Origin of the sequence: Pseudomonas sp. Irchel 3E13, from assembly GCF_900187455.1 — a bacterium.
Classification (GTDB): domain Bacteria; phylum Pseudomonadota; class Gammaproteobacteria; order Pseudomonadales; family Pseudomonadaceae; genus Aquipseudomonas.
Genome location: NZ_FYDX01000001.1, coordinates 506,911 through 520,065 on the forward strand (window position 1 = coordinate 506,911; position 13,155 = coordinate 520,065).

The following is a 13,155-nucleotide window of genomic DNA, read 5'->3' on the forward strand; positions in this document are numbered from 1 at the left end:
AGCAAGCTCGCTCCTACAGGTCGGTGTTGCACCGCTGTAGGACCGAGCTTGCTCGCGAAAACGCCTCACTCAGCGCGTCACAGTCCGCATCGTCACAAACTCTTCCGCCGCCGTCGGGTGCACGCCGATGGTGTCGTCGAATTGCTGCTTGGTCGCCCCGGCCTTGAGGGCGATGCCCAGGCCCTGAACAATCTCGCCGGCCTCCGGCCCGACCATGTGGCAACCCAGCACGCGGTCAGTTTCGGCATCGACCACCAGCTTCATCAGGGTCTTTTCCTGCACGTCGGTCAGGGTCAGCTTCATCGGCCGGAAACGGCTTTCGAAGATCTTCACCTGGTGTCCGGCTTCCAGTGCCTGCTCCTCGGTCAGGCCGACGGTGCCGATCGGTGGCTGGCTGAACACGGCGGTGGGGATGTTGCGGTAGTCCACCGGGCGGTATTCCTCCGGTTTGAACAGCCTCCGCGCCACCGCCATGCCTTCGGCCAGGGCGACGGGCGTCAGTTGCACGCGACCGATCACGTCACCGATGGCCATGATCGACGATTCGTCGGTCTGGTATTCATCGTTGACCCGCACGAAGCCACGCTTGTCCAGTTGCACCTCGGTGTTTTCCAGGCCGAGGTTGTCCAGCATCGGCCGGCGCCCGGTGGCGTAGAACACGCAGTCGGTAATCAGCTCGCGGCCATCCTTGAGAGTCGCCTTCAAGCTGCCGTCCGGCTGCTGGTCGATGCGCTGGATGTCGGCGTTGAACTGCAGGTCGAGGCCGCGCTTCTCCAGTTCTTCCTTGAGGTGGGTGCGCACCGAGCCGTCGAAACCGCGCAGGAACAGGTCGCCGCGGTACAGCAAGGTGGTGTCGGCGCCCAGGCCCTGGAATATGCCGGCGAACTCGACGGCGATATAGCCACCGCCCACCACCAGCACGCGCTTGGGCAGGTCTTTGAGGAAGAAGGCTTCGTTGGAACTGATCGCCAGTTCGCGGCCGGGGATGTCCGGCACCTGCGGCCAGCCGCCAGTGGCGATGAGGATGTGGCCGGCGCTGTAGCGCTTGCCTTCGACTTCCACTTCATGCGGCCCGGTGATCCGCGCATGACCTTCGAGCAAGGTCACGCCGCTGTTGACCAGCAGGTTGCGGTAGATGCCATTGAGCCGCGCAATTTCGCGATTCTTGTTGGCGATCAGTTGCGACCAGTCGAACTGCGCGTCTTCCAGCGACCAGCCAAACCCCGAAGCCTGCTCGAAGTCGTCGGCGAAGTGCGCGCCGTACACCAGCAGCTTTTTCGGCACGCAGCCGACGTTGACGCAGGTACCGCCCAGGTAGCGGCTTTCGGCAACCGCCACTTTCGCCCCGTAGCCCGCGGCAAAACGCGAGGCCCGTACACCGCCGGAACCGGCGCCAATCACAAACAGATCAAAATCGTAGGCCATATCAGTCTCCTCGGCAGTTCGCCAGCATAACGCCGGCGATGGCCATAAACAAAAAAGCCACCCGAAGGTGGCTTTTTTCGTACAGGTGAGCGCTACCGGATCAGTAGGCTTTGCCAGTCTTGTAGAAGTTCTCGAAGCAGAAGTTGGTCGCGTCGATGTAGCCTTCAGCGCCACCGCAGTCGAAACGACGGCCTTTGAATTTATAGGCCATGACGCAGCCGTTCTGCGCCTGCTTCATCAGTGCGTCGGTGATCTGGATTTCACCGCCCTTGCCTGGCTCGGTCTGTTCGATCAGGTCGAAGATGTCCGGGGTCAGGATGTAGCGACCAATGATCGCCAGGTTCGACGGCGCGTCTTCCGGCTTCGGCTTCTCGACCATGCTGTGCACGCGGTAGATGTCGTCGCGGATCATTTCGCCGGCGATCACGCCGTACTTGTGGGTTTCCTGCGGATCGACTTCCTGGATGGCGACGATCGAGCAGCGGAACTGCTTGTACAGCTTGACCATCTGGGTCAGCACGCCATCGTTGTCCAGGTTGACGCACAGGTCGTCCGCCAGGACCACGGCGAACGGCTCGTCACCGATCAGCGGGCGGCCGGTCAGGATGGCGTGGCCCAGGCCTTTCATTTCGGTCTGACGGGTGTAGGAGAAGGAGCACTCGTCCAGCAGACGACGGATGCCGACCAGGTATTTTTCCTTGTCGGTGCCCTTGATCTGGTTTTCCAGCTCGTAGCTGATGTCGAAGTGGTCTTCCAGGGCGCGCTTGCCGCGGCCGGTAACGATGGAGATTTCAGTCAGGCCGGCTTCGAGGGCTTCCTCGACGCCGTACTGGATCAGTGGCTTGTTTACCACCGGCAGCATTTCCTTGGGCATGGCTTTGGTGGCTGGCAGGAAGCGAGTGCCGTAGCCGGCTGCCGGGAACAAGCATTTCTTGATCATATAAGTCCTTAACGAAGGGCTGTGCGTGCGAAATTCGGCGCAGTCTAATCAGGCGGCGAGCACCTTACAATGCCCCACCCGACGGCAACCGTTGCCATCATAGAGAAAACCGGCGGGAGATAGTTCCCGCACGCTGCAAATATTGCTCCGACGCCTGTAATCCGGCGCCTGACGCTGACAGAAAGACGCCGCTTCCAGTGTCGGAAGCGGCGCCCTGGCCATCATTGTGCGACCGCCTCGGCGGTCGCGTCGGTCACTTCCCGGTGCCCTGCCCGATCAGCACGCCCTCGACGGTCTGGCCGTAGAGGTTGACGCCATCATTGGCATGGAACTTGAGCCGGGTTTTCTCCACCGAACCCTCGACCAGACGCGGGTCCTGCGGGCGTTCATGCTTGTTGATGTAGGCCGCCACGTCCCAGGCCTGCTGATCGCTCAGGCTGCCCGGCTTGCCCAGCGGCATGTTGTACTTGATGAAGGATGCCGCCGTATTGATCCGGTGCATGCCTGCGCCCCAATTGTAGGAGTCTTTTCCCCACAAGGGCGGCATCACGTAGTCATTGGCGATTTTCTGCCCCTCACCCTGATCGCCGTGGCAAATGGAACATTGCTCCTTGTAGAGCTTCTCGCCACGCGCGATGTCGTAGCCCTGGGCCGGCTGCGCCACATCCGGGTAGCCGCGGCCAGGAGGCTCGACACCGATCGGCGCCTTGGTCGACAGCCAGTACGAATACACCGACAACGCCGTGATCTCCTTGCTGTCAGCCGCGGGCGCCTTGCCGTTCATGCTGAACTGGAAGCAGCCCTGGATGCGCTCGGCGTAGGTGTTGACCTTGTCGTTTTTCTTGCGATAGGCCGGGTACATCGGGTACGCGCCCCACAACGGTGCCGAGTGCGCCATGCGGCCCTGATCCAGGTGGCAGTTGCTGCACTTCATGCCATTGCCGACGTAGTCCGGGGCCAGGCGCTTGGTGTCAACGAACAGCGCATAACCGTCGCGGACCATCTTGCCGAAGGCGTTGTCAGGCAGTTCGCTTTGTGCGGGAGGAACGAAGAATGGCGTCTTGCTTGCCGCCGGCACTTTCAGTTGCGACTGGTCTTCCATGGCAACCTGCGCGGCATGAGCCGAACCCAGCGAGAGGGCCAGTGCGGAAAAAATGAATGCTTTCATGGCTTGACCCCCTGTCCGCCGGCGAAATAGTCGGCGATGGCCTTGATCTCTTCATCGGTCATGGCCTTGGCCACGCCGACCATCAACTGGTTGGGATCGTTGTGTCGGCTGCCGTCGCGCCAGGCGTTGAGCTGCGCGGTCAGGTAAGCCGCCGGCTGGTGTGACAGCGGCGGGAAGTGCTCGCCGACACCGACACCGCCCGGGCCATGGCATTGCACGCAACCGGGGATCTGCCGGTCCCAGTCGCCGTACAGCGCCAGTTGTTCCACCGGGCTGCTGGCCATCTGCTGACGGCGCACCTCCGGTGTTGCCGGTGCCGGCATGGCCGCCAGGGACTTGCTCACGGCGGCGATTTCTTCGTCGGCGAGGGCCTTGGCCAGCGGTTCCATGATCGGGTTCTTGCGGGTGCCGTCGCGGAAGTCCTGCAACTGCTTGCTCAGGTAACCGGCCGGCAAGCCCGCCAATCGCGGAAAGCCGGCGGCTGCCATGCCCAGGCCATCCGGGCCGTGACAGCTCTGGCAGGCCATGGCAGCGGGGTTCTGGCCTCCTTGGGTAAAGACTTTCTGGCCCTGGTCGGCATGGGCTGCCGAGAGGGAAAACAACAACAGGCTACTGATCAGGATTCGATCCAGTGGAATCATCACGGAGCTCCATCTTCTGGTTATATGCTTAGACTTAAAAAATATAAGCCTATGGATAGTAGGTCTATCCTTTCGCCACTACAACGGCGAAATGCACCGAAAAGGAGCATCCAGCTCAGTGAATCGATTAATCACCAGGGATGAAAACGACCCGTTGAAGCGTGGGGTACAGGGACTCAGCCAGAAATGCAGCGCGTCGCCGCGTTCTTTACATCGGAAAGGCGCAGGGGGAAGTTGTTCAAGCGCTCGTGCAGCTTGATGCCGCTGCCGCTGGAGCGTTCGCTGATGTCCAACACCGCCGCGGGCGATTCAGACAATTTCTGCGGCACGATCACCCGGATCGAATTCTTGTCGCGGGTCACTTGCAGCGGACCGCGGCTGTCCTTGAGCCTTTCCTGCACGCACAGCAGATAGTGCTCTGGCGACTTGCCGGAAATCACATCCAGGGTTTCAGGGCTCTGTTCCAACTCGGCCACACTGGCACATCCGGTCAGCGTCAACGCCAAGGCAGGTACAAACCATTTCATTGAATCCCATCTCCCAAATAAAAACACTTCGACCACTATTAGGCCGTTTTGCTCCCTGCATTGACAGTTTTCTCATCAAGACTGTGATGAAGTCCTACATTCGGCTGACATCTGTTATCGTTTCGCACTGCCGAAATATCCCCTTGCGGAGCCGTAACATGAAATTCGTACACCAGCGCGAACACCTGAATGAAGACGATATTGTCGTCATCGAATGTTCCCAGCGCTGCAATATCCGTCTGATGAACGACGCCAACTTTCGCAGTTTCAAGAATGGCGGCCGACACACCTATCATGGCGGCGCTTTCGACCATTTCCCGGCGAAAATCACGGTGCCAAGTACCGGTTTCTGGAATATCACCCTCGATACCGTCAGCCCTCGGGCAATTTCGGTAACGCGCAAACCGACGTTTACCTACAAGATCAAGTTCATTCGCCGCTCGTCGTCGCAACTGAGATAAGTCCCATGACCGCAACCATCAAATACGTCATCAAGTACAAGCTCGACGGCGAGCGCCGCTGGGACTTCGCCCAGTTGCCGGACAACTCGCAGGAACAGGCGCGGGAAGCGCTGCGCAAAATCCACGGCGACGACGCCGACAAGATCACCGAGATCCAGGTCAGCAAGGCACTCTGAGGCCCGCTGATCGCAGAAGGGAGAGCACCGCTGATGCGCCAATGGCCGGACCGCCGCATTGTTGATCTGCTCGGCATCGAGCTGCCGATCCTGCAAGCGCCCATGGCCGGTGCCACCGGTTCGGCCATGGCGATTGCCGTGAGCAATGCCGGTGGCCTGGGTGCCCTGCCGTGCGCCATGCTCAGCGCCGAGCAGATCCGCCAGGAGCTGGAGGCGTTCAGCCAGGCCAGCCGGGGTCCGATCAATGTGAACTTCTTCTGCCACACCCCGCCGCAAGCCGATGCCGAGAAGGCCGAGCGCTGGAAACAGGCGCTCAAGCCTTACTACGACGAAGTCGGCGCCGATTTCGAGGCGCCGACGCCGGTTTCCAGCCGCGCGCCCTTCGACGACACCGCCTGCGCGCTGGTCGAGCAGTTCAAGCCAGCGGTGGTCAGCTTTCACTTCGGCCTGCCCGAGCCGCGCCTGCTGGCGCGGGTCAAGGCCAGCGGCGCCAAGGTGTTGTCCAGCGCCACCACCGTCGCCGAGGCGCTGTGGCTGGAGCAACACGGCTGCGACGCGATCATCGCCATGGGCTTCGAGGCCGGCGGCCATCGCGGGATGTTTCTCAGCGATGACCTGAACAGCCAGGTCGGCACCCTGGCCCTCGTCCCGCAGATTGCCGACGCGGTGCGCCTGCCGGTGATCGCCGCCGGCGGGATCGGTGATGCCCGCGGGATCGCTGCGGCGTTCACCCTGGGCGCCTCGGCGGTGCAACTGGGCACTGCGTACCTGTTCTGCCCCGAGGCGAAGATTTCCCCGGCCCATCGCCGCGCGCTGCACACCGCGCGGGAAAGCGACACGGCGCTGACCAATCTGTTCACCGGTCGTCCGGCCCGTGGTATCAGCACGCGGATCATGCGCGAGCTGGGCCCGATCAGCGCCCTCGCCCCGGCCTTCCCCCTCGCAGGCGGTGCACTGGCGCCGATTCGCGCGATCAGCGAACCGCAAGGCAACAGCGACTTCAGTAACCTTTGGTCCGGTCAGGCGCTGCGTCTTGGCGTCGAACTGCCCGCCGAACAATTGACCCGCAAACTGGCGGACGAAGCTCTCGCATTGATTGGTCGCTAAAAACAGGACTTTCCGTATACAAGACAATCGCTATATATTCGCCTATATAGCGATTGGCCTTTACTCACCCACGGAGCTGTTTCATGCGTAAGTGTGCACCTCGTCTTGCCCTGACTACTTTGTTCGCCTTCATGACCCTCAACAGCGCCTGGGCCGATGACGTCCAGGTCGCCGTCGCGGCGAACTTCACCGCGCCGATCCAGGCGATTGCCAAGGACTTCGAAAAAGACACCGGCCACAAACTGGTTGCCGCCTACGGCGCTACCGGACAGTTCTACGCGCAGATCAAGAACGGCGCGCCGTTCGAAGTCTTCCTCGCCGCCGACGACAGCACCCCGGCCAAGCTGGAAAGCGAAGGCGCCACCGTCAAGGGCTCGCGCTTCACCTACGCGGTCGGCACCCTGGCGCTGTGGTCGGCCAAGGAAGGCTATGTCGATGACAAAGGCGCCGTGCTCAAGGCCAACCAGTTCAAGCACCTCTCCATCGCCAACCCGAAAGCCGCACCGTACGGCCTGGCCGCCACCCAGGTGCTGGACAAGCTGAAACTGACCGAAGCCACCAAGGCCAAGATCGTCGAAGGCCAGAACATCACCCAGGCGTTCCAGTTCGTTTCCACCGGCAACGCCGAGCTGGGCTTCGTCGCGCTGTCGCAGATCTACCAGGACGGAAAGGTCACCAGCGGTTCGGCCTGGATCGTTCCGTCCGAGCTGCATGACCCGATCCGCCAGGACGCGGTGATCCTCGAGAAAGGCAAGGACAACCCGGCCGCCAAGGCACTGGTTGATTACCTGAAAGGTCCGAAAGCCACTGCGGTCATCAAATCCTACGGCTACGAACTCTGATGCCACTGGACGCCAGCGACCTCGGCGCAATCTGGCTGACGCTCAAGCTGGCGTCGTTGACGACCCTGATCCTGCTGCTGATCGGTACGCCGATCGCCTGGTGGCTGGCCCGCACCCGCTCCTGGCTGCGTGGCCCGGTGGGTGCGGTGGTGGCATTGCCGCTGGTGCTGCCGCCGACGGTGATCGGTTTCTACCTGCTGCTGACCCTCGGCCCTCACGGGCTGGTCGGCCAGACCACCGAGACCCTGGGCCTGGGCACGGTCGTATTCAGTTTCACCGGGCTGGTGATCGGCTCGGTGGTCTATTCCATGCCCTTTGTGGTGCAGCCGTTGCAGAACGCCTTCACCGCCATCGGCGACCGTCCGCTGGAAGTGGCCGCGACCCTGCGCGCCAGTCCGTGGGACACATTTTTCAGCGTGGTGCTGCCGCTGGCCAAGCCCGGCTTCATCACTGCCAGCATCCTCGGCTTCGCCCATACCGTCGGCGAATTCGGCGTGGTGCTGATGATTGGCGGCAACATTCCCGACAAGACCCGGGTGGTCTCGGTACAGATCTACGACCACGTCGAAGCCATGGAATACGCCCAGGCCCATTGGCTGGCGGGGGCAATGTTGGTGTTCTCGTTTCTGGTGCTGTTGGCGCTGTATGGCAGCCGCGGCGGCAAATCGGCCTGGAGCTGAATGATGGTTGCAATGATCCAAGCCCGGCTGAAAGTGGCCCGCGACGACTTCACCCTGGATGTCGACCTCAGCCTGCCAGGCCAGGGCGTCAGCGCGCTGTTCGGCGCCTCCGGCTCCGGCAAGACCACCTGCCTGCGTTGCCTGGCCGGGCTGGAGCGTGCCGAAGATGCCTACATCGAGGTCGGCGGCACGGTCTGGCAAGACTCCCGCAACAACGTCTTCGTCCCACCGCACCGACGCCCGATCGGCTACGTGTTCCAGGAAGCGAGCCTGTTCAGCCACCTTTCGGTGCGCGACAACCTCGAGTTCGGCTGGCGCCGCATCGACCCGGCCACGCGGCGGATCAGCCTGCAACAGGCTTGCGACCTGCTGGGTATCGACCACTTGCTGGCGCGCAAGCCCGATACCCTCTCCGGCGGCGAGCGCCAGCGTGTCGGCATCGCCCGGGCCTTGCTCACCAGCCCGCGGTTGCTGCTGATGGACGAGCCGCTGGCGGCGCTCGATGCCCCACGCAAGCGCGAGATCCTGCCGTACCTGGAGCGCCTGCATGACGAGCTGCAGATTCCGCTGATTTACGTCAGCCATGCCCAGGAAGAAGTCGCCCGCCTCGCCGATCATCTGGTGCTGCTGGAACAGGGCAAGGTCCTGGCCAGCGGGCCGATCAACCAGACCCTCGCCCGCCTCGACCTGCCGCTGGCACAGGATGACGACGCCGGGGTGATCATCGAAGGCCGTACCGGCGCCTACGACGCCGCCTACCAACTCCTCGACCTGCACCTGCCCGACAGCCAACTGCGCCTGCGCATCCCGCACGCGCCGCTGCCGCCAGGGTCTTCATTGCGAATCAAGGTCCAGGCGCGCGACATTAGCCTGAGCCTCGCCGAAGACACCCAATCGAGCATCATCAATCGCCTGCCGGTGACCCTTCGCGCCCTCAGCCACCTCGGCAACCCGGCGCAGGTACTGGTCAGCCTGGACGCTGCAGGCCATCCGCTGCTGGCGCGGGTCACGCGGTTTTCCAGCGATCAGTTGGGGCTGCACGAAGGCCAGCAGTTGTGGGCGCAAATCAAGGGTGTGGCGTTGCTGGGTCACAGCGCCTGAAAATGTTGCGGCGCTATTGCGGAGAAAGAGCGCCCAACAATCAAGAATCAATCTCATTTGTTGAACTTCTTAATAACCCCACAAATTGAACGCTAAATGTCGAAAGTTTCTCTTTTTATAAGAGAAATTTCCCATATGCGTTCAACACCCCTATGCTTGCCGGGTGGAAAATCTCGCGTCGCGAAATTCCCACCTGCCCAGTCGACGCCCAACCTAAAAAAGACACTCGCAAATATTTTATTCGGGGAATTAATTTTCAACGAATGCGTCTTTAATGAAGGGAAAGAGGGAAGCGTCTCCCAGCGCCCCCGTCCTCTGTGGGTACCGCCTGCGAGGCATTTCAAGTTACCAAGGAGAAATACATGCTGATACTCACCCGCAAGGTTGGCGAAAGCATCGTCATCGACGATGACATCAAAGTCACCATTCTAGGTGTCAAGGGGATGCAAGTGAGGATCGGCATCGATGCACCGAAACACGTTCAGGTGCACCGTGAAGAGATCTACAAACGCATTCAGGCCGGCAGCCCGGCGCCGGAAAAAGGAGAAGACCATTCATAAGTTGTTTGCATGAATCGAGTCGCACGGATGCGCTTGGTCCCACCTCGCCGGACCTGCGGATTGAACTGAGGGGTTTCATCCCCCAGGTGGCCGGACGAGCCCCTGAACCATGTCAATCAGCGTTTCAGGATCGAAGGGTTTATCCAGCACACCGTCGAACAATTCGGGACTCTTGCGAGCGATATCGCTCTGTGCGCCACTCATGAGAATGATGGGCATGCCTTTGTATTGTGGGTCGGCGCGTAGTTTTCGGGCGAGTTCTTCGCCATTCATCACCGGCATCATCCAGTCTGTGATCAGCAGTTCGACCCGTGTTTTTTCCAGCACTTCGAGTGCCTTCGCACCGTTGGCGGCTTTCTCGACCTGAAAGCCCGCATCCTCCAGCACAAAGCCGAGGATGTCGGAAATGATGTATTCGTCGTCGACCACCAGAATTGTGCTCATGATTTCAGACCGCGGCCCTCAGGACCGTTCCAGTGGCTGCGCCGTGCCGGACAGCACTGCGGTTGCCTCGTTGAACGCCTCATGCAGCTCCACCCCTCCTGCACCAATCACCACTTCCAATAGCGCCGGGTCGTAACGGCTGTCGCGCACTTTCAAGATCGACAGCACCCGCTTTAGCTCCGAGCCCAGCTCAACGAAGCGCATCAACAGCAGGTTGTCGACGATGCTCGACAGCTCCGGCGCCGGGGCGTTGATTTCCGAGCCGAAGATGTCGCGCATTTCCCAGGTGGCCAGCACCGTCACGTCGCGGGCCCGCAGTTCGCCCATCAGGGCGCGGAAGAATTCGTTCAAGCGCTCCGGCCGGGTCGCCAGCCGGGCGAAGGCGCCAAGGTTATCGATCAGCACCCGCTTGATGCCCTGCTCGCTGACCTGGCGCAACAAGCGTGCACCGACATCGTCCAGCAGGCCCTCAGTGGTCGGCTGCCAGGCAATCTGCAAGGCGCCGTCACGCTCCATCGCCGCGAAGTCCAGGCCCAGGGCCGCCGCTTTCATCCGCAAGCGCGGCGCCGGCTCATAGAATCCGAAATGCAGCCCGGGCGCCTCTGGTGTGGCGGCGCCGAGAAAACTCAGCCCGAGCGAGGTCTTGCCGCTGCCCGACGGGCCCATTGCCAAGGTCACCGAGCCTTGCGCCAGACCGCCAAGTAACAACCGGTCGAGGCACGCCACGCCGCTGCCGACACGCTTGAAGGTCTCGCTGCCCATACCTGAGGGGCGAGCGTACAGCGCTTCCAGCCGCGGATAGATCTGCAGGCCATCGCCAGTGATCTCGCACTCATGCAGCCCCGACAGCGCGCCACTGCCTCGGGTTTTTCGCAATTGGATGCGGCGCACCGCACGGGCACCATGCAGGTCTTCACCCAGCTCGATCACGCCATCGACCATGGTGTGCTCGGGACTGTCGTCCTCCAGGTGGCTGCTGGTCAGCAACAGCAATGTGCAGCCGGCGAAGGCCGCGTGGGCCTGCAGCTCGGAGATGAATTTCTTGGTGTCGAGCACGGTCTCGGCCCGCGAGCGGGCGTTGAGCAGGCCATCGACGATCAATAACGAAGCGCCCTGGCGAGCAATCTCGCCGCGCAGCACGCGCACCACGGCTTCGAGGCCGTCCTGATCGAGGGTGTCGAAGGCACTGATGAACTGGATCTGGTCGCCGATCCTGGTCGCGTCGAAAAACGACAAGGTCGACAGGTACTGGAACAGCCGCTCGTGGGACTCGCTCAACAAGGTCGCGACCAACACCCGGCCACCATGACGGACATGGTTGAACGCCAACTGGTTGGCCAGCACCGTCTTGCCGGAGCCGGGACGGCCCTGGACGATATAGGCAGAACCCGCGATCAGGCCGCCCTTGAGCAGGTCATCGAGGCCTCTGATACCTGTCGCTACACGCTGGAGCTGTTCCACGGCGCATTGCCCTCCCCGTTGTCCGAAAGCGGCAGGCACAAGGTCATACAGGTGCCCTGTCCCGGCTCACTGTCGACCCAGATGCCGCCATTGCTCTGCTTGGCAAATCCATACGCCTGGCTCAGGCCCAGGCCTGTGCCCTGGCCGAAGCCCTTGGTGGTGAAGAACGGTTCGAAAATCCGCGGCAATACCTCTGCGGGAATCCCCTTGCCGGAATCGATGACATTGATCAAGGCGAACGGCCCATTAAGGTTTTCGCGTTCGCCCAGCAACACCTGATTGCGCGCCCACAGGCGAATCTCGCCACCGTCCTCCATGGCATCCCGGGCATTGAGCACCAGGTTGAGCAACACCATCTGCAACTGACCGGCATCCACTTCCACCGGCAGCAGGTCCTCGTCGCACTGCACGTGCAGTTCGATGCCTTTGGGCAGCGCCTGGTACAACAGCGCGCGGATCGCCTCGATCACCTCGGGCAAATTGACGCTCACCACCTCCAGCGCCTTGCGGCGGGCGAAGCTGAGCAATTGCTGGGTCATCTGGCTGCCGCGCTGCCCGGCATCGAGCACATGCTCAAGCAACCGCTGGGTGCGTTGCGGGTCCTGGCTGTTCATGGCGAGCTTCGCCGAGCTGATGATGATGGTCAGCAGGTTGTTGAAATCGTGGGCCATGCCCCCGGTCAACTGGCCGAGCGCTTCGAGCTTCTGCGACTGGAACAGTTGCGCGCGCATCGCATCCAGTTGCAGGGCGGCTTCGTGGCGGTCGGTAATGTCGCGGGTGATCTTCGCCAGGCCGATCACTTCGCCTTCAGGCGAGCGCACCACATCCAGCGCCACCAGCGCCCAGAACTGCGTGCCGTCCTTGCGCACGCGCCAGCCTTCATCCTGGGAACCGCCGCTGCTCAAGGCTTTGTTCAAGAGGAACAGCGGACGGCCATCGGCACAATCCTGCTCGGTGAAAAACAACGAGAAATGCTGGCCAATGACTTCCTCGGCACGGTAGCCCTTGATGCGCTCGGCCCCCGCGTTCCAGGAAATGATGTAGCCGTTGAGGTCCATCATGTAGATGGCGTAGTCGACCACGGTCTGTACAAGCTGTTCGTACAGACTGGTGTGCATGCTGTGCAGGTCCAGTCGCTCGGATGGAGCCATTGCTGAGTCCGCTGATGATGAGTGAAGTGTAGCTACAGCATACGCTGAGGATGACTCTTAGTGAGCCGTATTCCTACATCCATGCTCATCAACTCCTACATGCACTCCTGCACCGACCATGAACAGGGCCTGCAATCACTGCGCTGGATCAAGGTATAGCGCCATTGACTGCACACTGCCTCCTGAGAATGCCGGCAAGTTGCTATAGTCGCTAGGTCCGGCAGGTACAACAGACAAGCGGTCGAGGAAGGGATCTTGGTAATAAACACGCGCATGCAACGTATTCATGATGATCTGGAGCACACTGCCGACGGGATGGAACGCCTGGCGAAAGGGCTGGCTGGGCACGCTGTCTACCTGCAAAACTCGGTCCACGCCGCCGACGCGGTCGAGGTCAACGAACGGGTCAACGGCCTGACCGCCTCGATCAACGAACTGCGCGCCGTAGCCAGCGCCATCGAACCCAGCTGA

16 protein-coding genes are annotated in these 13,155 nt (G+C 61.6%); 8 read left to right on the forward strand and 8 right to left on the reverse strand.

The window, feature by feature from the left end; translation table 11 throughout:
- Positions 1-69 precede the first annotated feature (69 nt).
- From gorA to CKW37_RS02180, 5 genes are all read right to left on the reverse strand, one after another.
- Complete coding sequence (gene gorA / locus CKW37_RS02160) at positions 70-1,425, reverse strand: glutathione-disulfide reductase (protein WP_095153784.1); 1,356 nt, start codon at positions 1,423-1,425, stop codon at positions 70-72.
- A 100-nt stretch (positions 1,426-1,525) separates the two neighbouring features.
- Positions 1,526-2,365, reverse strand: coding sequence for a UTP--glucose-1-phosphate uridylyltransferase GalU (galU, locus tag CKW37_RS02165; protein ID WP_095153785.1), 840 nt, complete (start codon positions 2,363-2,365; stop codon positions 1,526-1,528).
- A gap of 253 nt (positions 2,366-2,618) precedes the next feature.
- On the reverse strand, positions 2,619-3,533 hold the full coding sequence (locus CKW37_RS02170; RefSeq protein ID WP_095153786.1) for a c-type cytochrome: 915 nt from the start codon (positions 3,531-3,533) through the stop codon (positions 2,619-2,621).
- Complete coding sequence (locus tag CKW37_RS02175) at positions 3,530-4,174, reverse strand: cytochrome c (protein WP_095153787.1); 645 nt, start codon at positions 4,172-4,174, stop codon at positions 3,530-3,532. Before CKW37_RS02175 ends, CKW37_RS02170 begins: the two co-directional genes overlap by 4 nt.
- A gap of 176 nt (positions 4,175-4,350) precedes the next feature.
- Complete coding sequence (locus CKW37_RS02180) at positions 4,351-4,701, reverse strand: hypothetical protein (RefSeq protein ID WP_095153788.1); 351 nt, start codon at positions 4,699-4,701, stop codon at positions 4,351-4,353.
- Positions 4,702-4,859: 158 nt separating this feature from the next.
- Between CKW37_RS02180 and CKW37_RS02185 the strand changes: the two genes are divergently transcribed.
- The 7 genes from CKW37_RS02185 to csrA all read left to right on the forward strand — a co-directional run bounded on the left by CKW37_RS02185 (position 4,860) and on the right by csrA (position 9,628).
- On the forward strand, positions 4,860-5,162 hold the full coding sequence (locus CKW37_RS02185) for a DUF1883 domain-containing protein (protein ID WP_095153789.1): 303 nt from the start codon (positions 4,860-4,862) through the stop codon (positions 5,160-5,162).
- Positions 5,163-5,167: 5 nt separating this feature from the next.
- A complete protein-coding gene (locus tag CKW37_RS32910) occupies positions 5,168-5,338 on the forward strand; it encodes a hypothetical protein (protein ID WP_095153790.1) in 171 nt (56 codons plus the stop codon).
- Between the two features lie 33 nt (positions 5,339-5,371).
- Positions 5,372-6,445, forward strand: coding sequence for a nitronate monooxygenase family protein (locus tag CKW37_RS02195; protein WP_095153791.1), 1,074 nt, complete (start codon positions 5,372-5,374; stop codon positions 6,443-6,445).
- A gap of 83 nt (positions 6,446-6,528) precedes the next feature.
- The gene (modA, locus tag CKW37_RS02200) at positions 6,529-7,287 is read left to right on the forward strand and encodes a molybdate ABC transporter substrate-binding protein (protein ID WP_095153792.1); all 759 of its coding nucleotides are present in this window, start codon (positions 6,529-6,531) and stop codon (positions 7,285-7,287) included.
- Complete coding sequence (modB, locus tag CKW37_RS02205; RefSeq protein WP_095153793.1) at positions 7,287-7,967, forward strand: molybdate ABC transporter permease subunit; 681 nt, start codon at positions 7,287-7,289, stop codon at positions 7,965-7,967. Before modA ends, modB begins: the two co-directional genes overlap by 1 nt.
- A gap of 3 nt (positions 7,968-7,970) precedes the next feature.
- Positions 7,971-9,068, forward strand: a complete 1,098-nt coding sequence (gene modC / locus CKW37_RS02210) for a molybdenum ABC transporter ATP-binding protein (protein WP_095153849.1) — start codon at positions 7,971-7,973, stop codon at positions 9,066-9,068.
- 362 nt (positions 9,069-9,430) lie between these two features.
- On the forward strand, positions 9,431-9,628 hold the full coding sequence (csrA, locus tag CKW37_RS02215) for a carbon storage regulator CsrA (protein ID WP_095153794.1): 198 nt from the start codon (positions 9,431-9,433) through the stop codon (positions 9,626-9,628).
- Positions 9,629-9,703: 75 nt separating this feature from the next.
- Here csrA and CKW37_RS02220 read toward each other — a convergent pair whose 3' ends face one another.
- The 3 genes from CKW37_RS02220 to CKW37_RS02230 are packed head-to-tail and all read right to left on the reverse strand — an operon-like array spanning position 9,704 to position 12,684.
- A complete protein-coding gene (locus tag CKW37_RS02220; RefSeq protein ID WP_095153795.1) occupies positions 9,704-10,072 on the reverse strand; it encodes a response regulator in 369 nt (122 codons plus the stop codon).
- A gap of 18 nt (positions 10,073-10,090) precedes the next feature.
- The gene (locus CKW37_RS02225; RefSeq protein WP_095153796.1) at positions 10,091-11,533 is read right to left on the reverse strand and encodes an ATPase domain-containing protein; all 1,443 of its coding nucleotides are present in this window, start codon (positions 11,531-11,533) and stop codon (positions 10,091-10,093) included.
- Positions 11,512-12,684, reverse strand: coding sequence for a nitrogen regulation protein NR(II) (locus CKW37_RS02230; RefSeq protein WP_095153797.1), 1,173 nt, complete (start codon positions 12,682-12,684; stop codon positions 11,512-11,514). The genes CKW37_RS02225 and CKW37_RS02230 overlap by 22 nt, the downstream gene beginning before the upstream one ends.
- Before the next feature lie 273 nt (positions 12,685-12,957).
- Between CKW37_RS02230 and CKW37_RS02235 the strand changes: the two genes are divergently transcribed.
- Entirely contained in the window at positions 12,958-13,155 is a 198-nt protein-coding gene (locus CKW37_RS02235; RefSeq protein ID WP_095153798.1) for a hypothetical protein, read from the forward strand.

Excerpts from the sequence above, each read along its gene's own strand:
- CKW37_RS02180 (WP_095153788.1), bottom strand. The coding sequence starts at position 4,701 with ATGAAATGGTTTGTACCTGCCTTGGCGTTGACGCTGACCGGATGTGCC.
- modC (WP_095153849.1), top strand. The coding sequence starts at position 7,971 with ATGGTTGCAATGATCCAAGCCCGGCTGAAAGTGGCCCGCGACGACTTC.
- CKW37_RS02195 (WP_095153791.1), top strand. The coding sequence starts at position 5,372 with ATGCGCCAATGGCCGGACCGCCGCATTGTTGATCTGCTCGGCATCGAG.
- CKW37_RS02170 (WP_095153786.1), bottom strand. The coding sequence starts at position 3,533 with ATGAAAGCATTCATTTTTTCCGCACTGGCCCTCTCGCTGGGTTCGGCT.
- csrA (WP_095153794.1), top strand. The coding sequence starts at position 9,431 with ATGCTGATACTCACCCGCAAGGTTGGCGAAAGCATCGTCATCGACGAT.
- CKW37_RS02230 (WP_095153797.1), bottom strand. The coding sequence starts at position 12,684 with ATGGCTCCATCCGAGCGACTGGACCTGCACAGCATGCACACCAGTCTG.
- modA (WP_095153792.1), top strand. The coding sequence starts at position 6,529 with ATGCGTAAGTGTGCACCTCGTCTTGCCCTGACTACTTTGTTCGCCTTC.
- CKW37_RS02185 (WP_095153789.1), top strand. The coding sequence starts at position 4,860 with ATGAAATTCGTACACCAGCGCGAACACCTGAATGAAGACGATATTGTC.
- gorA (WP_095153784.1), bottom strand. The coding sequence starts at position 1,425 with ATGGCCTACGATTTTGATCTGTTTGTGATTGGCGCCGGTTCCGGCGGT.
- CKW37_RS02235 (WP_095153798.1), top strand. The coding sequence starts at position 12,958 with ATGCAACGTATTCATGATGATCTGGAGCACACTGCCGACGGGATGGAA.
- CKW37_RS02220 (WP_095153795.1), bottom strand. The coding sequence starts at position 10,072 with ATGAGCACAATTCTGGTGGTCGACGACGAATACATCATTTCCGACATC.
- galU (WP_095153785.1), bottom strand. The coding sequence starts at position 2,365 with ATGATCAAGAAATGCTTGTTCCCGGCAGCCGGCTACGGCACTCGCTTC.
- CKW37_RS32910 (WP_095153790.1), top strand. The coding sequence starts at position 5,168 with ATGACCGCAACCATCAAATACGTCATCAAGTACAAGCTCGACGGCGAG.
- CKW37_RS02175 (WP_095153787.1), bottom strand. The coding sequence starts at position 4,174 with ATGATTCCACTGGATCGAATCCTGATCAGTAGCCTGTTGTTGTTTTCC.
- modB (WP_095153793.1), top strand. The coding sequence starts at position 7,287 with ATGCCACTGGACGCCAGCGACCTCGGCGCAATCTGGCTGACGCTCAAG.